This is a genomic window from Pseudomonas sp. NY15463 (assembly GCF_048068415.1).
Taxonomy (GTDB): domain Bacteria; phylum Pseudomonadota; class Gammaproteobacteria; order Pseudomonadales; family Pseudomonadaceae; genus Aquipseudomonas; species Aquipseudomonas mosselii_C.
On record NZ_JBLUQD010000007.1, the window covers coordinates 94,705 to 115,021 of the forward strand.

Here is a 20,317-nt window from a genome sequence, read left to right on the forward strand (position 1 = left end):
GCGCGCCATGCCGACTTCAGGTACGGAACACGCTCAGCCTGCCTTTCAACGCGCGGGCCGTGGTCCCCAGTGCCGTGGCCGAGGTGTGGATCTGCGCAATGCCTTGGTGGGTGTGCTCGAAGGTTTCGTGCATACCCCCGAGGCGCCCGGAAATATCCGTCACCGCATGCTGGATCTCTTCACTGCTGGCCAGCGCACGGTCCATGGTCGCGCTGAGCTGCCCCATCTGCACGACCAAGGTATTGATCACGCCCAAAGTGCCATCGGAGTCTTGCGCAAGTTTGCGTGACTGTTCAGCGCTGCCCCCCATGCGCTGGGCAATCTGACCGATGCCTTCGGTCACGCCATGCAGCACCTGATTGGCCTCGGCCAACACCCCCTGGGTTTGCGCCGCTAGCTGGCGCACTTCATCAGCCACTACCGCAAAGCCGCGCCCTGCCTCACCAGCGCGCGCCGCCTCGATGGCCGCGTTGAGTGCCAGCAGGTTGGTCTGGTCGGAAATCCCCGCGACCATCTTCATGACCTGGCCAATCTGCTCTGCCTCGCCACTCAATCGCCCCAGATCACGTGCCAACTCGATACTCACCGAAGTGCTGGCATGCACATCGCTGATCAGGCTGCGCAACTGATCGTGGGTCCGGCTGAGCGCGCCAACGGCGCACTGCAAGTCACCACGTACCTCGCCCGCCAACCCGGAGGCTTGTTCCGCAGACAAGCGGATGGTCTGGCCATGTTGATTGATATCCGCCAACTGCCCGCCTGCCCGCTCAATGCGCTGGGTAGTGTCGTCGGCCAGTTGCAGGAACGTGTCGGCCAACTGCTGGTTGCTGTCGGCCATGCCGGAGGCGTTGCCAAGGGTCTGGCGCAGGTCCTGAAGCAGGCTGGCAAGGTGTCGCCCCATTTGCCCCATCTCATCCTCGGTGACCACAGTCACGGTGGTGGACAGGTCGCGCTGCTCGGAAATACGGCTCAGTTGCCCGGTGAGGTGATGAATGCCGAACACCAACATGCGGGCAGCCAGCCACGACAACAGCAAGCCCACGGCGAATGTAGCCGCCCCGATCAGCAGCAAGCTTTTCAGGCTGGCGCTGATGGCCTGCTCCAGTGATTCGAGGGTGACATCCACACCCACGACGTAACGCTGACCATCGGCACCGCGCAGCGGCACGAAGATCGAGCGAAAGGTGCCATAACTGTCGGTGTATTCGTCGAACTGCACCTGCGCGCTGCGGGCGGCTTCGAGCACGGCAGGGCTTGCGTCGGCATAATGCTCCAGGTGCTTGGAGTAGTTGCCTGAGGCGATGTCCTGGGCACTGGCACCATCAGCCAGGTAGCTGACCTGCCCATTACCATCGACCTGCATGACATACGCGTACTTGAGCTGAACGTCCCGCGCGTATTCGCCCAAGTTACGCAACTGCGCCTGGTACTCGCCGTCCTTCAGGCCGTCGGCGCGGGGCGCGCGCGCCAGGTAATCCTCCCCGAGCAAACGCGGTATCGCATAAGCGGCAGTGCTCAGGCGATTGTCGATCTGCTGGCGGATATCCTGTGCCTTGGCGTACTGAGCGTACGCGATGAACGACCCGATGCTGATCAGGTTGACCACGGTCAGGGCGAGCAGCAACTTGCTTTGCAAACGAAAACTGGAGAAGAACATGGGGCAGCAGTCCATTAGTGCCTGGCGGTCCAAGCTGAGGGGTTCCTAAGTTATCGAACGCGTCAGCAAAAACGTTAATGGCCTTTTAGTAGCAACTGCAATTACCCCACTGCTCACACGCCGGCAACTGCGCGACCGGCTGGCCGCCTCAGATTGCCGCAAGCCCTCAATCGACCAACTGCGCGTCCTTTAGCGCACCCAGCGCGGCCAGCCAACGCGGCTGCTGGCGGTAGTCTGTGCGCGCGAAGCCTTGCCCGCGCATCCGTGCGATGCGCGGCGAAGGCTTGACCCGCATGCGCTGCGCTGCGCTCAGGGCCAGTTCCGCCGCAGCCCGGTCGTTGCACACCAGGCCCATGTCACAACCGGCGCTAAGCGCCGCTTCGATGCGGCTGGCGGCATCGCCGACCACGTGCGCCCCGGCCATCGACAGGTCGTCACTGAAGATCACGCCATCAAAGCCCAGCTCGCCACGCAGGATCTCCTGCAACCAGCGACGCGAGAAGCCGGCAGGCTGGTTGTCGATCTGCGGATAGATGACATGCGCCGGCATTACTGCCGCCAGTTGACCGCTCAGGCGGGTGAACGGCACAAGGTCCGCCGCGCGCAGTTGCTCCAGGCTGCGCTCGTCCACCGGTATGGCGACATGCGAGTCGGCTTCGGCCCAGCCGTGCCCTGGGAAGTGCTTGCCGCAAGCCGCCATGCCGGCCGCATTCATGCCGCGGATGAACGCACCGGCCAGTTGCGTGGCGCGCTCAGGATGGCCTTCGAAGGCGCGGCTGCCGACCACGGCACTGCGCTGATGATCCAGGTCGAGTACGGGCGCGAAACTCAAGTCCAGGCCAACCGCGAGCACTTCGGTAGCCATCAGCCAACCGCACTGCTCGGCCAGGTATTCGGCATTCGGATTGTCGGCAATCGCGCGCATGGCCGGCAGGCGCACAAAACCCTGGCGCAAGCGCTGGACGCGCCCCCCTTCCTGGTCCACGGCCAGGATCAGGTCCGGGCGAATGGCACGGATCGCGGTGCACAGCTCGCGTACCTGGCGCGGGCTGTCGATGTTACGGGCGAAGATGATCAGGCCAGCCACTTCGGGCTGGCGCAGCAGATGGCGGTCCTCGGCAGTCAGCCATTGGCCGGCGATATCCACCATCAGGGAGCCTTGCAGGCTGGCGGTCATAGTGAATCCTTCATTGAATGTGCGAGAAAGCCCAGCGCGGGCAGGCAGCGTAGTCACCCCGTACCGGGCAATGCGCAGGTACGCGACCAAGCAGCCACCGCAGGTCGTCGTTGCGTACGGCGGACGCCGGCACGCACCTCATCCCTGGGTTAAGCCCAGAGAGGCATGGAGCGACGAAGGGGACGTGCAGGCAATCGAGGTCGGGCATGAGCGCTACTTTAGCGGATGCGCCCCACCCCGGACAGTGCTCAGGCCTTGGCGGTCGCGCTGCTCTTGCTGCGCGGACGCAACTGCGCGGCAGCCATGGCGACGTCGGTGACGCCACTGTCGGCGCGCATGCCAGCGGCCAGGAACGGCACCATAAGACGCATCACCTGCTCGATGGACGTGTTGATGCCAAAGTCGGTTTCAGCGATGGCGCGCAGGGCCTTGATGCCCGACATGCTAAAGGCGGCGGCACCCAGCATGAAGTGCACGCGCCAGAACAGCTCCAGCGGCGGAATGCGTGGAGCGGCCTCGTTGACCAGCATCATGTAGCGGCGGAACACCTTGCCGTACATATCTTCGAGGTAGCGGCGCAGGTGGCCCTGGCTCTGGCTGAAGGCCAGGCCCAACAGGCGCATGAAGATCGACAGGTCGTTGTTGCTGCGCGGCTGCACCGCCAGCGCCTGTTCGACCAGCATTTCCAGCAGTTCTTCAAGTGAAGCTTTCTGCTCGGGGCGCCCCTGGCGGCGCTCCAACTCGCGTTCGAGGCTGGCGCAGAATGGGCCCAGGAAGCGTGAGAACACCGCCTGGATCAGGGCCTTTTTCGAACCGAAGTGATAGTTCACCGCCGCCAGGTTGACCCCGGCCTTGCTGGTGATCAGCCGCAACGAGGTTTCCGCGAATCCGCGTTCCGCGAACAGCTGCTCCGCCGCATCGAGGATGCGTTCAACGGTTTCCGATTGGGCCATGACTACTCCGCCTGACAAACAGTTGTTTGAAACATACGTTTCAGCCCTGCGTCTGTCAAGGCTCCATGACCGGGCGGTCGACATTTAAAAGCCGCACGCGACAAGCTGCAAGCGGCAAGATGTGCGTCACTGCGAACCTCCACCGCGCTGCGTTTGCCCTCCCGATTTCGGGGGGCCGGACGCTTTTCTTGACGCATGTCGCTTGCAGCTTGTCAGCCACTGTATATAATCCCAGTCACTGTATAAAAAGACAGAGCCCTCGCCCATGCTGAAACTGACGCCACGCCAAGCCGAGATTCTGGCTTTCATCAAACGCTGCCTCGAAGAGAACGGTTTCCCGCCGACCCGCGCCGAAATCGCACAGGAACTGGGCTTCAAGTCGCCCAACGCAGCTGAAGAACATCTCAAGGCCCTGGCTCGCAAGGGCGCTATCGAGATGACCCCCGGCGCCTCGCGCGGCATCCGTATCCCGGGCCTTGAAGCCAAGGCCGACGACAGCGGCCTGCCGATCATCGGCCGGGTCGCAGCCGGTGCACCAATCCTCGCCGAACAGCACATTGAGGAATCCTGCAACATCAACCCCGCCTTCTTCCATCCGCGCGCCGACTACTTGCTGCGCGTGGACGGCATGAGCATGAAGGACATCGGCATCTTCGACGGCGACCTGCTCGCCGTGCACACCACCCGCGAAGCCCGCAATGGCCAAGTGGTGGTGGCCCGCATCGGCGATGAAGTGACCGTCAAGCGCTTCAAGCGCGAAGGCAACAAGGTCTGGCTGATCGCCGAAAACCCAGAATTCGCCCCCATCGAAGTCGACCTGAAGGAACAGGAACTGGTGATCGAGGGCTTGAGCGTCGGCGTTCTTCGCCGCTGAATCAGGAGGCGCCATGCAGCCGTTCATCCATGCTCCCCAGCAAACCCAGCTTCCGCTGTTCGAGGCCTTCCTCGCCCAGCCGGTGCTGCCTGGCCTCAAGGCCAAGGAAGCTACCCGCAAGAACACCCAGCCCGAACTGTTCAGCGAGCTTTCCCTACGGGGTGCCCCAGGGCATTGCCAGAGCTTGCTGGCGCCGATTCTGCGCGAACTGAGCGAGGAAGACGACAACCGTTGGCTGACGCTCATTGCCCCACCGGGCAGCCTTACGCAAGCCTGGCTGCGTGAGGCCGGCCTGAACCGTGAGCGTATCCTGCTGCTGCACCCTGGAGTCAACCAGAGTGCACTGCAACTGGCCTGTGAGGCACTTCGTCTGGGCCGCAGCCATACCGTGGTCAGTTGGCTGGGCAGCGTCAATCAAAGTACACGCCAGCAACTACAACGTGCGGCTGCCACCGGAAACGCACAAAGCCTGAACATCCGCCTCGGCTGATGTTCAGGCTTTGCCTGTCAAACCGCCTGATGCCCCTGGGCCGGCGCTTAGTGAAGGACTCGCGGCCCTTCTTCACGCTCGAAATCACCCTCGACTAGCTTACCTGCCATCTGCACGCCCACGCTGAGCATTGCCTTGGCCACTTCAACGTGCTGCCCTTGCAGGAACGCCTTGGCGTCCTCGGAGAAATCCAGGGTCACCAGTGACCCTTCATCCTCGGCACGGCGCAGCTCTATTCGGCCATCCGGCAACTCGACAATTTCTAGAAAGGACGTTGACATATAGGGCCTGCTTTTCACGAAAGGCCACTAGTGTACCAGCCATGAATGCTGTCAGCACTCACTCAACGCGTCACGGAATCGTCTCACCAAACCTTTCAGATTGTTCCGCCATTGCTCGAGCGATTCGCGTGACAGCTCTAGCGGCTCGACTTCATCAAGATTGACCGCCTGAATCAGTGGCTGGGTGACATCGGTCTTGGCCACTTTGCGGGCGACCGGTGGCAGGAATAAATCGTTATAAGCCTTGAGCAACTGCGCAAGCCAGGTTTCCGGCTGACGCGCAAGCTCGAGCATCTCGGCCATTTCCGGGATGGCAACGCTTTTGAGCACCTCATCGTTGAGCAGCAGTTCCGCGCGTGGCGCCGAGGCTTGCGGCAGGCGATAGAAGCCCCCGATCTCGTGGCACAGCCCCAGCAGTGCACCGTACAAGTGGAACAACGCCGACTCGCGCTCAGCCTGGATCAGGCCCTGTGCATTCATGGCGCCACTGGTGGTTGCCTTGGCCATGGACTCCAACGCAAGGCCTGCGAAGAACAGTTTCTGGTTGGTGCGGGTATACAGTTCCTGGGCCATGTCGAATGCCCTCCATTAGGCTACGAAGCGGATGGCTGCATCATAAATGATTGGGGCCGCTTTGCACCCGTTCGCGAACACGTCAGCGAACGGGCGCGCAGCGGCCCCGCACGATAGCGCCAATCAATCAGCGCTTGTCTTCAACCTTCCACTTACCACCGTCGTAGAACGCCTTCCAGCCCGTCGGCTTACCATCGACCTCAGACTGCACGTACTGCTCCTTGGTTTTGCGGCTATAGCGGATCACCGCTGGACGGCCCTCCGGGTCCTTCGGCGGCGCATCGCACAGGAAGTGGTACTTCGGATCGATCTCGTGCTTGTGCGGCAGAATTTCCAGCACCAGCGGTGCACGGGTCTCACGGTTTTTCGGGAACTGGCTGGCAGCCAGGAACAGCCCCGAGGCACCGTCACGCAGCACGTAGGTGTCATCGACCTTTTCGCACTTAAGCTCGGGCATGTCCACCTTGTCCATTTTCGGAGGGGCAGCTTCACCACTCTTGAGCAGCTTGCGGGTGTTCTTGCACGCAGGGTTGGTGCACCCGAAGAACTTACCGAAACGCCCTGTCTTGAGCTGCATCTCGCTACCGCACTTGTCGCACTCAAGGCTCGGCCCTTCGTAGCCTTTGATGCGGTAGCTGCCCTCTTCGATCTCGTAGCCGGCGCAATCTGGGTTGTTACCACAGATGTGCAGCTTGTGCTTCTCGTCCAGCAGGTAAGCGTCCATCGCAGTTGCGCAGATCGGGCAACGGTGTTTGCCGCGCAGCACCAGCGACTCGGATTCACCCTCGTCGTCCGCGGCAATCTCATCGCCCGGCACCAGATTCACGGTCGCTTTGCAGCGCTCTTTCGGTGGCAGGCTGTAACCCGAGCAACCCAGGAACACACCGGTGGAGGCGGTGCGGATCATCATCGGACGACCACACTCCTTGCACGCGATATTGGTCAGGGTCGGCTGGTTGGCGCGCATGCCGTTTTCGGCAGATTCGGCCGTCAGCAGTTTTTTGCTGAAGTCGCCGTAGAACTCGTCGAGCACGTTCTTCCAGTCACGCTCGCCCTGGGCGACGTCGTCGAGGTTCTCCTCCATGCCGGCGGTGAAGCCATAGTCCATGAGGTTGGCGAAGCTCTCCGACAGGCGCTCGGTGACGATGTCGCCCATTTTCTCGGAGTAGAATCTGCGGTTGTGCAGGGTGACGTAGCCGCGATCCTGGATAGTGGAAATAATCGCCGCATAGGTGGACGGACGGCCAATGCCACGCTTTTCCATCTCCTTGACCAGGCTCGCCTCGGTGAAACGTGCCGGCGGCTTGGTGAAGTGCTGGCTCGGATCGAGCTGGATCAGCTTGAGCACCTCGCCCTGGGCCATGTCCGGGAGCACGTCGTCCTCGCCCGGCTTGCTCTGCTGCGCCAGGACGCGGGTGTAACCGTCGAACTTGAGGATGCGGCCCTTGGCGCGCAGCTCGTAGTTACCGGCCACCACGGTAACGCTGGTGGACAGGTACTGTGCTGGCGGCATCTGGCAGGCCAGGAACTGGCGCCAGATCAGCTCGTACAGGCGCTCGGCATCACGTTCCATGCCGCTGAGCTTGGTCGGGTGCGTGTTGACGTCGGAGGGACGAATCGCCTCGTGCGCCTCCTGGGCCCCCTCTTTGCTGCCGTACACGATGGGCGCCGCAGGCAAGTACTGCTTGCCGAACTCCTTCTCGATGTAGCTGCGCGCCATTTCCACGGCATCTTGCGACAGGTTGGTCGAGTCAGTACGCATGTAGGTGATGTAGCCCGCTTCGTACAAGCGCTGAGCCATCATCATGGTCTTCTTCACACCGAAGCCCAGGCGGTTGCTCGCAGCCTGCTGCAGCGTCGAGGTGATGAACGGCGCCGACGGCTTGCTGCTGGTCGGCCGGTCCTCACGCTTGCTCACGCTGTAGCTGGACGACTTGAGCTGCTCCAGGGCCGCCATGGCCTGGGCCTGATTGAGCGGCTTGAATGCCTCGCCATTCTCGCGCGCCACTTCGAAACGCACCTTGGCGTTCTTGGCGGTGCCCAGGTCGGCGTGGACTTCCCAGTATTCTTCGGGGTTGAACGCACGGATCTCGCGCTCACGCTCGACCACCAGCTTCACCGCCACCGATTGCACACGGCCCGCCGACAGGCCACGGGCGATCTTGGCCCACAGCAGCGGCGAAACCATGTAGCCAACCACCCGGTCGAGGAAGCGACGCGCCTGCTGGGCGTTGACTCGGTCGATATCCAGCTCACCAGGCTGGGAAAACGCTTCCTGGATGGCTTTTTTGGTGATTTCGTTGAACACAACACGTTTGTAGCGGCTGTCGTCACCGCCGATGGCTTCGCGCAGGTGCCAGGCAATGGCTTCCCCTTCGCGGTCCAAGTCGGTTGCGAGATAGATGGTGTCGGCATCCTTGGCCAGGCGGCGCAGCTCATCGATCACCTTCTCCTTGCCGGGAAGGATCTCGTACTTGGCTTTCCAGCCTGCCTCAGGGTCGACACCCATGCGCGCCACCAGGGTGCGACGGGCCTTTTCCTTGGGCGTCAGGGCCGGAGCCTCGGCCGCGGTCTTGCCGCGCTTGGCCGCCGGTTCCTTGCCCGCGCTGGCCGAACCGCTGGTGGGAAGGTCTCGGATATGGCCGATACTCGACTTCACCACGTACTGGCTGCCCAAGTACTTGTTGATGGTCTTGGCCTTGGCCGGGGATTCCACAATGACCAGCGATTTGCCCATGGATCGGAGTATTCCTGAATCTGAAGATGAAAAACGCGTCAGGTGCCGGACGCGGCACCGCTATATATAGTGGCAACAGGGTGAGGTCAAGCGCGGTCGCTCAGTCGTGCGCCTTGTCATGCCGCTCAGACAAGCCTTCCTCGGCCTTGACCAAAGCAAAGCGTGGCACCTGCTCGCCGTCAACCTCGACAGACTCCTGGAACATCGACAACGGCCTAACCCAAAAGCTGTAATCACCATACAGGCATTGGTAGAAGACCATCCACTCTTCGCTCTCGGAATGCCGCGCGGCACTGAAGACACGGTACTCAGGCCCTTTGTAGTGCCGGTATACGCCTGGCTGTATCTGCATGTCGCTGACCCTCTTGAAACAAAACCTGTAAAAAACAAAAACCGGGGCACTGGGCCCCGGCTACTGCCTAGCAACGCGATCAGACGCGTTCGAAGACCGTGGTGATGCCTTGGCCCAGGCCGACGCACATGGTCGCCACGCCCAGCGTGCCGCCATTTTGCTTCATGACGTTGAGCAGAGTGCCGGAAATCCGTGCACCGGAGCAACCGAACGGGTGGCCCAAAGCGATAGCACCGCCGTGCAGGTTAACCTTCTCATCCATCTTGTCGAGCACTTTCAGATCTTTGAGCACCGGCAGGGCCTGCGCAGCGAAGGCTTCGTTAAGCTCGAAGAAGTCGATATCGGCAATGCTCAGACCCGCGCGCTTGAGGGCTTTCTGGGTCGATGGCACCGGGCCGTAGCCCATGATCGCCGGATCCACCCCCGCCACGGCCATGGAACGGATCACCGCCAAGGGCTGGATGCCCAGGTCCATGGCGCGCTGGCCGGACATGACAATCATGCACGAGGCGCCGTCGGTGATCTGCGACGAAGTACCGGCAGTCACGGTGCCACCTTTGGGGTTGAACGCAGGCTTGAGCGAGGCCAGGCCTTCCAGGGTGGTTTCCGGGCGAATGGTTTCGTCGTAGTCGAAGACCTTGAGGAAGCCGTTCTCGTCATAACCCTGCATCGGGATGATCTCGTCCTTGAACTTGCCTTCGACCGTCGCCTTGTGGGCGAGCTGGTGCGAACGCAGGCCGAACAGATCCTGCTGCTCACGGGTGATGCCGTGCATCTTGCCAAGCATTTCGGCAGTCAGGCCCATCATGCCCGAGGCCTTGGCCGCATGTAGCGACAGGTGTGGGTTGGGGTCGACGCCGTGCATCATGCTGACGTGCCCCATGTGCTCGACACCACCGACCACGAACACATCACCGTTACCAGTCATGATCGCCTGGGCAGCAGTGTGCAGCGCGCTCATCGACGAACCGCACAGGCGGCTGACGGTCTGGGCGGCCGAAGTGTGCGGGATCTGGGTCATCAGCGACGCCATACGGGCGATGTTCCAGCCCTGCTCCAGGGTCTGGTTGACGCAGCCCCAGATCACGTCTTCGACTTCTTTCGGGTCGACCTTGTCGTTGCGCTCCAGCAGTTTGCTGATCAGGTGCGCCGACATGTCTTCAGCGCGGGTGTTGCGGTGCATGCCACCCTTGGAGCGGCCCATCGGCGTGCGACCGAAGTCGACAATCACCACGTCTCTTGGATTCAGGCTCATATCAATATTCTCGCTCTAGCTCGTTGGGCGCTCAGTTGAAGAAGCGCTGGCCGTTCTTGGCCATCTCGCGCAGCTTCGCAGTGGGGTGGTACAGCGGCCCCAGGTCGGCGTACTGGTCGGCCAGTGCGACGAATTCAGCGACCCCGATCGAATCGATGTAGCGCAGCGCGCCACCGCGGAAGGGAGGGAAACCAATGCCATAGACCAGGCCCATGTCCGCTTCGGCGGCGGTTTCGACGATGCCGTCCTCCAGGCAGCGCACGGTCTCCAGGCACAGTGGGACCATCATCCAGTTGATGATGTCTTCATCGCTCACTTCACGCTGCTCGAACACAATCGGCTTGAGCACGTCGAGCACGCTGGCGTCGGCGACTTTCTTCGGCTTGCCGCGCTTGTCGGTTTCATAGGCGTAGAAGCCCTTGCCGTTCTTCTGGCCCAGGCGGTTGGCCTCGTAGAGGGCGTCGACGGCGGAGCGGCGTTCGTCTTTCATACGGTCCGGGAAGCCCTCGGCCATGACGTCGCGCCCATGGTGACCGGTGTCGATGCCGACCACGTCCATCAGGTACGCCGGGCCCATCGGCCAGCCGAATTTCTCCATGACCTTGTCGATACGCACGAAGTCCACACCGGCGCTAACCAGCTTGGCGAAGCCGCCGAAGTACGGGAACAGCACGCGGTTGACCAGGAAGCCCGGGCAGTCGTTGACCACGATCGGGTTCTTGCCCATCTTCTTGGCGTAGGCCACGGTGGTGGCGACGGCCACATCGCTGGACTTCTCGCCACGGATCACTTCCACCAGCGGCATCATGTGCACGGGGTTGAAGAAGTGCATGCCGACGAAGTTCTCGGGGCGCTTTAGGGCCTTGGCCAACAGGTTGATGGAGATGGTCGAAGTGTTGGAAGCGAGGATCGCATCTTCCTTGACCTGGCCTTCCACCTCCGCCAGCACCGCTTGCTTGACCTTCGGGTTTTCGACCACGGCCTCGACGACGATGTCGACGTTGGCGAAATCGCCATAGGACAGGGTCGGGCGAATCGCGTTGAGCGCCTCGGCCATTTTCGCCGGGGTCAGGCGGCCTTTCTCGACACGATTGCCCAGCAGCTTGGAGGCCTCGTTCAGGCCCAGCTGGATGGCTTCCTCGCGGATGTCCTTCATCAGGATCGGAGTGCCCTTGACGGCCGACTGGTAGGCGATGCCACCGCCCATGATGCCGGCGCCGAGCACGGCGGCCTGCTTGACGTCGTGGGCGATCTCGTCGTGGGCCTTGGCTTTGCGCTTGAGCTCCTGATCGTTCAGGAACAGCCCCACCAGGCTTTCGGCCACGGAGGTACGTGCAAGTTTGGCGAAGCCTGCGGCCTCGACTTCCAGGGCTTTGTCACGACCGAAGTTGGCCGCTTTCTGGATGGTCTTGATGGCTTCGACCGGCGCTGGGTAGTTCGGCCCGGCCTGGCCTGCGACGAAGCCCTTGGCAGTCTCGAAGGCCATCATCTGCTCGATGGCGTTGAGCTTGAGTTTTTCAAGCTTGGGCTGGCGCTTGGCCTTGAAGTCCAGCTCGCCGCTGATGGCGCGCTTGATCAGGTCCAGGGCACCGGCCTGGAGCAACTCAGGGGCCACCACGGCATCGACAGCGCCGACTTTCAGCGCGTCTTCGGCACGGTTTTCCTTGCCCGAGGCAATCCACTCGATGGCGTTGTCCGAGCCGATCAGGCGTGGCAGGCGCACGGTCCCGCCGAAACCTGGGTAGATACCCAGCTTGACCTCAGGCAGGCCAATCTTGGCGTTGCTGGACATGATGCGGTAGTCAGCGGCCAGGCACATCTCCAGGCCACCGCCCAGGGCAATTCCGTTGATGGCCGCGACAGTCGGCACTTCAAGGTCTTCGAAGGCGCTGAAGATACGGTTGGCTTCCAGGTTGCCGGCAACCAGTTCGGCTTCGGGCAGCTTGAAGTTGTCGACGAACTCGGTGATGTCGGCGCCGACGATGAACACGTCCTTGCCGCTGCTGACGATCACGCCCTTGACCGAAGCGTCGGCCTGGATGGCAGCGACGGCTTCACGCAGTTCGTTGAGCGTGAGGCGGTTGAACTTGTTGACGGACTCACCCTTGAGGTCGAACTTCAGTTCGACGATGCCGCTTTCAAGAGCCTTAACCGTGATGGCTTTACCTTCGTAAATCATCAACTGATCTCCACGATATGGAAGCTGAACTGTACACGCCGATCGCTGGCGCAAGCACCGGACTGCCGGTCGCTTGCCGCAGGCACACCCGTCGGCGGGCTAGTCGGGATTCTGTAAGAGCGGTCTGACATACAAACGCTCAATTCATACGCCCGTTTGATTTGGGTGTGCACACATTCTCCGAAAAGAACGGCGTTGTCAAATGCTCGCGAATACCCTGAAAACGCGACTTTCCAGTCATGTTGTACGCCTTGAGTATGAAAACCGATGACAGTGATTGCCGATCATTCATGTGAGCGATTGGCCACGCCCTTTGCACAGGGCGCTGCATGTGTTCAAACACGACCGCCAGCACCGACTACACTGACATTCATTGAATGCGATTTCCGGCCTGCCTGGCCTTTTCTGCGCCGCAGAACGACACAGCGGCGCGCAGGAGCTTTAGGGCTCTTGCGCGCCGCTGTGTCGTTGTGGGGTTGGTGTTGCGCGTCAGTTGCGCAAGGCTCGGCGTGAGCGCCGCACCCGCGGGGAGTTACCCGCGAAGGACGACGCCGGACTCAACACTCAGGCGAGGGCCTCCAAGGCGTAGGCAATATCCTGCAACACGGCCACTTCACCCCGTTCGCTCCAGTACAGGGCGATCATACGGGTGTCGGCCTCGACCTTGTGGACACTCTCGGGCAGGCGCGCGAATACCTCGCTCAAGCGTTGCTCGGTGCACGGCTCACGCCATTGGTTGCACCACACACCCGGACTTACCTGCCAATAGCACCAGCTATCCTCATGCCCCTTGCGGCGGGCGCGATGGTACTGCGGGCAAGGGCTGGGCGGCTCTTTTTCCAGCCAGTGCGGCCACTGCTGGGGCGCCAGCTGCATGGCCAGGCCCCTGCGCCGCCCTTCCAGGCGTAGGTTCATCTGCTGGCTCTGCTTGCGCGAGGGGCGCAACCAGGCCAACGGGCTGAGAATCAGCGCAAGGATTGACACCACCAGCCATACCGTCATATCTGTAGACCTTATAAAGCGTTGCACATGAGCGGGTTACTCGGTTTCACGCCAAGCCCGAGCGAAAGCGACCATACTGCTACCATCGCGATTGTCAGGAGTACTGCACATGTCTTATGAACATCTTCTGGTCGCCGTCGACCTGACCGAAGAATGCGACCCGGTGATCAAGCGGGCCAAGGCAATCGCCTTGGGCACCGGCGCCAAAGTCTCCCTGGTGCATATCGTCGAGCCCATGGCCATGGCCTTTGGCGGCGACGTGCCGATGGACCTGTCGCAACTGCAACAGCAACAGTTCGACCAAGCCAGAGAACGCATGCAGCGGTTGTTCGACAAATACCCGGACATCAACAAAGGCGACTCACACCTGGTCTACGGCCAGCCGCGCCAGGAAATCCACCAACTGGCCAAGGATCAGCAGTGCGACCTGATCGTGGTCGGCAGCCACGGTCGTCACGGCCTTGCACTGCTGCTGGGTTCCACTGCCAATGACGTGCTGCACGGCGCACCGTGCGATGTACTGGCAGTGCGACTGCAAAAGAAAGAATGATTTAACCTGCCAGGCCCGGTTCGCGGGCAAGCCCACTCCCACAGGACTCCCACCGTTCTTGAGACCAGTGAGTTACCTGTGGGAGCGGGCTTGCCCGCGAAGAGGCCGGCGAGACCTTATCAGCCTTCGAGCTCAGCCCAGCGCTCCACCAGCGCATCCAGCTCGCCTTGCAGCTTCTCGATCTTGGCCAAGACGGCCGAGGTCTCGGCAATCGGCCGCTGGTAGAAGCCCGCAGCATTGACTTCTTCCTGCGCCTCGGCCATACGCTGCTCCAGCGCGTCGATCTGCCCAGGAAGCATCTCCAGCTCGCGTTGTAGCTTGTAGCTGAGTTTCTTCTTGCTCGCGTCAGCCTGCGGTGCAGCAGCGGCAACCGGTGCGGCCTCTTCGACCACTTTTTCTACCACGGCGCTGTTGAGCTCGGACTTGCCCCCCTTGCTCTCGGTAACGCCGAGCAGCTTCGGCGAGCCGCCCTGGCGAATCCAGTCCTCATAGCCACCGACGTACTCGCGCACGCGCCCCTCGCCCTCGAACACCAGGGTGCTGGTCACCACGTTGTCGAGGAAGGCCCGGTCGTGGCTGACCATCAGCACCGTGCCCTTGTAGTTCGACAGCACTTCTTCGAGCAGTTCGAGGGTTTCGACGTCTAGGTCGTTGGTCGGTTCGTCCAGCACCAGCAGGTTGGCCGGCTTGCTGAACAGCTTGGCCAGCAGCAGGCGCGCACGCTCGCCCCCGGACAACGCCTTGACCGGCGTACGCGCACGCTGCGGGCTGAACAGGAAATCACCCAGGTAGCTGAGTACGTGTCGGTTCTGCCCGTCGATCTCGATGAAGTCGCGGCCTTCGGCGAGGTTATCGATCACCGTTTTTTCGAGGTCGAGCTGGTGGCGCATCTGGTCGAAGTATGCGACTTCCAGCTTGGTGCCGCGCTCGACCTTGCCACTGGTTGGCTCCAGGTCGCCGAGCATCAGCTTGAGCAGCGTGGTCTTGCCGGTGCCGTTGGCCCCCAGCAGGCCAATGCGATCCTGACGCTGCAGCACCATCGAGAAGTCCTTGACCAGCTTGGGGCCACCGGCATGCGCAAAGCTTACGTCTTCGAGCACCATCACTTGCTTGCCGGACTTGTCAGCCACTTCGATCTGGATGTTGGCCTTGCCTTGGCGCTCGCGACGCTCACCGCGCTCAACCCGCAGCGCCTTGAGTGCACGCACGCGCCCTTCGTTGCGGGTACGCCGGGCCTTGATGCCCTGACGAATCCATACCTCCTCTTGCGCCAGACGTTTGTCGAACAGCGCGTTGGCGGTGGCCTCGGCAGCCAGTTCGGCTTCCTTGTGCACCAGGAAACTGGCGTAGTCGCCGTTCCAGTCGATCAGCCCGCCGCGGTCCAGTTCAAGGATGCGGGTCGCCAGGTTCTGCAAGAAGGAGCGGTCGTGGGTGATGAACAGCACTGCGCCACCAAAGCCCTTGAGCGCCTCTTCCAGCCAGGCGATGGCACCGATGTCCAGGTGGTTGGTCGGCTCATCCAGCAGCAGCAGATCAGGCTCGGACACCAATGCCTGGGCCAGCAGCACGCGACGGCGCCAGCCACCGGACAGCTCGGCCAGGGTCTTGTCGGCCGGCAGTTGCAGGCGACTCAGGGTGCTCTCGACCACCTGCTGCAGGCGCCAGCCGTCGCGGGCTTCCAGCTCGTGCTGCACGTGCATGAGCTTTTCCAGGTCTTCGTCACCCTGGATGTTCTGGCTCAGATGGTGGAACTGCGCCAGCAGTTCACCGACGCCATCCAGACCAGCGGCCACCACGTCGAACACGCTGCGCTCGTCAGCGACCGGCAACTCCTGCGGCAGTTCACCGATCTTGAGGCCCGGGGCGCGCCAGATATCGCCGTCGTCGGCCTTTTGCTCGCCCTTGACCAGACGTAGCATGCTCGACTTACCGGTGCCATTGCGGCCGATGATGCACACCCGCTCGCCACGGGCGATCTGCCAGGAAACCTTGTCCAGCAGCGGCATGGCGCCGAATGCGAGGGACACATCGCTGAATTTGAGCAGGGTCATGATCGTCTCCAAAAACTGGGCGCGCATTCTACCTGACTTGTACGCCCACGGCATCCGCAGAGCGCCCGGGCGCAGGCGACGACTCACACCTCGATACAAGCACAGTGCTTTCAACGGTCCCCGGCAAACGGCTAAGCTAGGCAGTAACACCCAACAGTGCTGGCTTCGCCGTCACTCTCAATGGTTCAACTGCCCGGACGTATCATGCGCAGCCGCCTGTTACAACTTGCTTCCTGCCTGCTACTCACCGCCACTGCCGCGAGTGCGGCACAGGCCGTCGACATCAACCAGCAACGCCAATATTACGATGAGGCCAAGCGCGCCCTGGCCAAGGGCGACAAGGGCCCATACCTGCGCTATGCCCAGGCGCTGCGCGACTATCCGCTGACGCCCTACCTCACCTACGACGAGCTGACCGCGCGACTGAAAAGCGCCAGCAACGAAGAAATCGAAGGTTTTCTCGCCGCCCACGGCGACCTGCCCCAGGCCAACTGGATGAAACTGCGCTGGCTGCGCTGGCTGGCCGAGCGCGGCGAATGGAACACCTTCGTCAAGTACTACGACCCCAAGCTCAACTTTACCGAACTGGACTGCCTCAACGGTCAATACCAACTGACCCACGGCCTGCGCGCCGAAGGCTTCGCCACCGCGCAGAAGCTGTGGAATGTCGGTAAATCGCAACCAACGGCATGCGATACGCTGTTCGCCCTGTGGGCCGCTGAGGGCCAGCTCACCGAGGCCAAGCGCTGGGAGCGTGCCAAGCTGGCGGCCCAGGCACGCAACTACGGCCTGGCCGGCAATCTGGTTAACACCCTCACTACGCTTGCCCCGCAGGGCAAGCTGCTGCTGGATGTGGCGCAAAAGCCCGAACTGCTCAACCAGCCGTCGCGCTTCACCCCGGCCAGCGAGGCGATGTCCGATGTGGTCAGCCTCGGCTTGCGCCGCCTGGCGCGTCAGGACCCGGACCAAGCCATGGCGCTGCTCGACGACTACGCCCAGCGCATGCACTTCTCGCGGGACGAGAAGGTCGCCATCGCCCGTGAAATTGGCCTGACCCTGGCACGCCGCTACGATCCTCGCGCCCTCGACCTGATGACCCGCTACGACCCTGAGCTGCGCGACAACACCGTCAGCGAGTGGCGCATGCGCCTGCTACTGCGCCTGGGCCGCTGGCAAGAGGCCTACGACCTGAGCAAGCGCTTGCCTCAGGACCTGGCCGGTAGCAGCCGCTGGAAGTACTGGCAGGCCCGCTCCCTGGAGCTGGCCCAGCCGAGCAACCCGCAAATTCCGCTGCTGTACAAGAATGTCGCCCGCGAGCGCGACTTCTATGGCTTCCTCGCCGCCGACCGGGCGCAGACGCCTTACCAGCTCAACAACAAGCCGCTGCCGTTGAGCCAGGCACTGATCAACAAGGTGCGCAACACCCCAGGCGTACGCCGGGCCCTGGAATTCCATGCCCGCGGCCAGATCGTCGAGGGCCGCCGCGAGTGGTACCACGTCAGCCGCCATTTCACCCGCGACGAGATGGTCGCCCAGGCACGCCTGGCCTACGAAATGCGCTGGTACTTCCCTGCCATCCGCACCATCAGCCAGGCCCAGTACTGGGACGATCTGGATATCCGTTTCCCCATGGCCCACCGCGACACCCTGGTGCGCGAAGCCAAGGTTCGCGGCCTGCACTCAAGCTGGGTGTTCGCCATCACCCGCCAGGAAAGCGCCTTCATGGAAGACGCCCGCTCCAGCGTCGGTGCCAGCGGCCTGATGCAGCTGATGCCGGCCACCGCCAAGGAGACCGCGCGCAAGTTCAGCATCCCACTGGCCTCGCCCGCGCAGGTGCTCAACCCGGACAAGAACATCCAGCTCGGCGCCGCCTACCTGAGCCAGGTGCACAGTCAGTTCAACGGCAACCGGGTCCTGGCCTCAGCGGCGTATAACGCCGGCCCCGGCCGCGTGCGCCAATGGCTCAAGGGCGCCAAGCACCTGAGCTTCGATGTCTGGGTCGAGTCGATCCCGTTCGATGAAACGCGCCAGTATGTGCAGAACGTGCTGTCGTACTCGGTGATCTACGGGCAAAAACTCAATGCGCCGCAGCCGCTGGTGGACTGGCACGAACGCTATTTCGACGACATGTAAGCTACACCAGCACGGGGCAGGCCAGGAGGCCTGAACCCGCCCCGCGCTGGCGCTTCATTCAAGCACTTGTACATCCATTCCCACGCGCAACTCCCCTTCACCGTCCACCGCCAGGTTCTGACCGAACAGCACGTCTCCCTCGCGCTCACGGAAGGTCTTGAGGGTCGTCAGCGGCTCACGGTCCAGGCTGCGCTCACCCGTGACAGGATCCAAGGTAGTGAGAATGCAGCGCACGCTAGGTTTGAGTACACGCAACGTGGTATCGCCGATGCGGATACGTCTCCAGCTATCCTCGGCGAACGCAGGGGCGCCTTCGACCACCAAGTTGGGGCGAAAGCGCAACATCTCCATCGAGCGCCCAACGCGGCGGCTCAGCTCATCCAGCGACGCCTGTCCGATCAGCAGCAACGGGAAACCGTCCGAGAACGCTGCGCGGTCGCTGGCGAGCCCATAGCCACTGGGCAAAAAACGCGCCCGGGGTTCCGGGCAGTACACCAGCCGCACCGGCTTGCCCAGCAACGCACTGAGCCAGTCGGCTGCGCGCTCGCCGGCATCGGGTGCACGCAAGCTGTCACGCCAGATCGTCACGCCACGCAGGGCGTCATCGTCACCTGGAACAGCCACTGGCAAAGCCTCGAACCCGGCCGCTTCCAGTATCAGCGAACCGTCCGGCTGGTGGTGCGCGTGGATCAACCCCAGTTGGGGCCAGGCACGCTGGGTGAGAAAGCGGCCAGTATCTTGCTCCACCACCATCCAGCGCCGATCACCCGCCAACCCAAGATTGCCTACCGCCGAAGCCTCCAGGCTTTGCGCCTGGCCGGACTTCACCGGGTAACGATACAACGCACTCAGGATCATCTCTGCCACCCTACCCCGTTAAAGCCCAAGCTTATACCGGGATCAGGCTGTCAGGAATCAGGCTGACGCGAGATCAAGACTCAGGCGCTGGCGCACCACATCCACCAGCCGGTCAGGCTGGAACTTGGAGAGGAAGTTGTCGCAACCGACCTTCTTGACCATCGATTCGTTGAAACTGCCCGAAAGCGATGTGTGCAACACCACGTACAGCCCACGCAGGCGCGGGTCATTGCGAATCTCGGTGGTCAGCCGGTAACCGTCCATCTCAGGCATTTCGGCATCAGTGAACACCATCAACAGCTTCTCGCAGACATCTTCACCGGCATCGGCCCAGCCCTTGAGCATGCGCAGCGCCTTGAGGCCATCGCTGGCCACGTGCAGCTTCACGCCCAATTGCGAGAGGGTGTCACGCAGCTGAGCCAGCGCCACGGTGGAGTCGTCCACCAGCAGCACCTCGCGTCCGCGAGCGCGCGCCAGCACCGGATCTTCGAGCTTGTCGCGAGAAACCTTGGCGTTGTAAGGCACGATTTCGGCCAGCACCTTCTCGACGTCGATGATCTCGACCAACTTCTCGTCGACCTTGGTAATCGCCGTGAGGTAATGCTGGCGACCCGCGCTGGTCGGCGGCGGCATGATGGCTTCCCAATTCATGTTGACGATACGGTCCACGCCGCCGACCAGGAAGGCCTGCACGGATCGGTTGTACTCGGTGACGATGATCGTGCTGTCCGGTCCCGGTTGCAGCGCACGCATGCCGATCGCCTGGGACAGGTCAATCACGGGCAAGGTCTGACCGCGCAGGTTGACCACACCGCATACGTAGGAGTGACGCTGCGGCATCAAGGTCAGCTTGGGCAGTTGCAGCACCTCTTGGACCTTGAACACGTTGATCGCGAACAGCTGTCGACCTGCCAGGCGGAACATGAGGATTTCCAGGCGGTTCTCACCCACCAGTTGCGTGCGTTGGTCTACCGTATCGAGAATACCGGCCATTAGGTCAACCCCCAGGCTTTAGTCGGAAAATGGATTGCATCCCCCTTGTATCGGCGGATACTTGTGCAGCTTGACCCCTGATGGAAAAAGCTTTCCGCAGCGATTGATATCACTTTACCATCATGCTTTACTGCTGCCACATCCCCCGCTCGCCCTGCTCCAGGAACCAACGCGACCCCGAATGCCATCAGGGAAACCCCTA

The 20,317-nt window shown here is 62.2% G+C and carries 17 protein-coding genes; 4 read left to right on the forward strand and 13 right to left on the reverse strand.

Annotated elements, in window-relative coordinates; all coding sequences use genetic code 11:
• Positions 1-16: 16 nt before the first annotated feature.
• The 3 genes from ACNFIC_RS18355 to ACNFIC_RS18365 form a co-directional block, all read right to left on the reverse strand.
• On the reverse strand, positions 17-1,657 hold the full coding sequence (locus ACNFIC_RS18355; RefSeq protein WP_138220143.1) for a methyl-accepting chemotaxis protein: 1,641 nt from the start codon (positions 1,655-1,657) through the stop codon (positions 17-19).
• Between the two features lie 166 nt (positions 1,658-1,823).
• Entirely contained in the window at positions 1,824-2,822 is a 999-nt protein-coding gene (gene nagZ / locus ACNFIC_RS18360; RefSeq protein WP_416781685.1) for a beta-N-acetylhexosaminidase, read from the reverse strand.
• Between the two features lie 260 nt (positions 2,823-3,082).
• Entirely contained in the window at positions 3,083-3,787 is a 705-nt protein-coding gene (locus tag ACNFIC_RS18365; protein ID WP_138220145.1) for a TetR/AcrR family transcriptional regulator, read from the reverse strand.
• Positions 3,788-4,052: 265 nt separating this feature from the next.
• Here ACNFIC_RS18365 and lexA point away from each other — a divergent pair, with 265 nt between their 5' ends.
• A complete protein-coding gene (gene lexA / locus ACNFIC_RS18370; protein ID WP_416781579.1) occupies positions 4,053-4,661 on the forward strand; it encodes a transcriptional repressor LexA in 609 nt (202 codons plus the stop codon).
• Between the two features lie 13 nt (positions 4,662-4,674).
• A complete protein-coding gene (sulA, locus tag ACNFIC_RS18375) occupies positions 4,675-5,151 on the forward strand; it encodes an SOS-induced cell division inhibitor SulA (RefSeq protein WP_138220147.1) in 477 nt (158 codons plus the stop codon).
• Between the two features lie 47 nt (positions 5,152-5,198).
• On the opposite strand, the gene ACNFIC_RS18380 is transcribed toward sulA, so the two are convergent.
• The 7 genes from ACNFIC_RS18380 to ACNFIC_RS18410 all read right to left on the reverse strand — a co-directional run bounded on the left by ACNFIC_RS18380 (position 5,199) and on the right by ACNFIC_RS18410 (position 13,530).
• Positions 5,199-5,432, reverse strand: coding sequence for a hypothetical protein (locus tag ACNFIC_RS18380; RefSeq protein ID WP_138220148.1), 234 nt, complete (start codon positions 5,430-5,432; stop codon positions 5,199-5,201).
• A gap of 51 nt (positions 5,433-5,483) precedes the next feature.
• Complete coding sequence (locus ACNFIC_RS18385; protein WP_416781580.1) at positions 5,484-6,005, reverse strand: DUF6586 family protein; 522 nt, start codon at positions 6,003-6,005, stop codon at positions 5,484-5,486.
• Between the two features lie 127 nt (positions 6,006-6,132).
• A complete protein-coding gene (gene topA / locus ACNFIC_RS18390) occupies positions 6,133-8,742 on the reverse strand; it encodes a type I DNA topoisomerase (RefSeq protein ID WP_138220150.1) in 2,610 nt (869 codons plus the stop codon).
• Between the two features lie 100 nt (positions 8,743-8,842).
• On the reverse strand, positions 8,843-9,094 hold the full coding sequence (locus tag ACNFIC_RS18395; RefSeq protein WP_138220151.1) for a DUF1653 domain-containing protein: 252 nt from the start codon (positions 9,092-9,094) through the stop codon (positions 8,843-8,845).
• 79 nt (positions 9,095-9,173) lie between these two features.
• The gene (gene fadA / locus ACNFIC_RS18400) at positions 9,174-10,349 is read right to left on the reverse strand and encodes an acetyl-CoA C-acyltransferase FadA (RefSeq protein WP_138220152.1); all 1,176 of its coding nucleotides are present in this window, start codon (positions 10,347-10,349) and stop codon (positions 9,174-9,176) included.
• A gap of 31 nt (positions 10,350-10,380) precedes the next feature.
• Complete coding sequence (fadB, locus tag ACNFIC_RS18405) at positions 10,381-12,528, reverse strand: fatty acid oxidation complex subunit alpha FadB (RefSeq protein WP_138220153.1); 2,148 nt, start codon at positions 12,526-12,528, stop codon at positions 10,381-10,383.
• Positions 12,529-13,092: 564 nt separating this feature from the next.
• Positions 13,093-13,530 (reverse strand): hypothetical protein, encoded by a 438-nt coding sequence (locus ACNFIC_RS18410; protein ID WP_138220154.1) that lies wholly within the window; start codon positions 13,528-13,530, stop codon positions 13,093-13,095.
• A 109-nt stretch (positions 13,531-13,639) separates the two neighbouring features.
• Here ACNFIC_RS18410 and ACNFIC_RS18415 point away from each other — a divergent pair, with 109 nt between their 5' ends.
• Complete coding sequence (locus ACNFIC_RS18415) at positions 13,640-14,080, forward strand: universal stress protein (protein WP_138220155.1); 441 nt, start codon at positions 13,640-13,642, stop codon at positions 14,078-14,080.
• Positions 14,081-14,199: 119 nt separating this feature from the next.
• Here ACNFIC_RS18415 and ACNFIC_RS18420 read toward each other — a convergent pair whose 3' ends face one another.
• Entirely contained in the window at positions 14,200-16,131 is a 1,932-nt protein-coding gene (locus ACNFIC_RS18420; protein ID WP_138220156.1) for an ATP-binding cassette domain-containing protein, read from the reverse strand.
• A gap of 204 nt (positions 16,132-16,335) precedes the next feature.
• Here ACNFIC_RS18420 and ACNFIC_RS18425 point away from each other — a divergent pair, with 204 nt between their 5' ends.
• Complete coding sequence (locus ACNFIC_RS18425; protein ID WP_138220157.1) at positions 16,336-18,264, forward strand: transglycosylase SLT domain-containing protein; 1,929 nt, start codon at positions 16,336-16,338, stop codon at positions 18,262-18,264.
• 54 nt (positions 18,265-18,318) lie between these two features.
• Here ACNFIC_RS18425 and ACNFIC_RS18430 read toward each other — a convergent pair whose 3' ends face one another.
• Together ACNFIC_RS18430 and ACNFIC_RS18435 are read right to left on the reverse strand one after the other, a co-directional pair.
• Positions 18,319-19,122 (reverse strand): MOSC domain-containing protein, encoded by an 804-nt coding sequence (locus ACNFIC_RS18430; RefSeq protein ID WP_138220158.1) that lies wholly within the window; start codon positions 19,120-19,122, stop codon positions 18,319-18,321.
• A gap of 57 nt (positions 19,123-19,179) precedes the next feature.
• Positions 19,180-20,115, reverse strand: a complete 936-nt coding sequence (locus ACNFIC_RS18435) for a chemotaxis protein CheV (protein WP_138220159.1) — start codon at positions 20,113-20,115, stop codon at positions 19,180-19,182.
• Positions 20,116-20,317 lie beyond the last annotated feature (202 nt).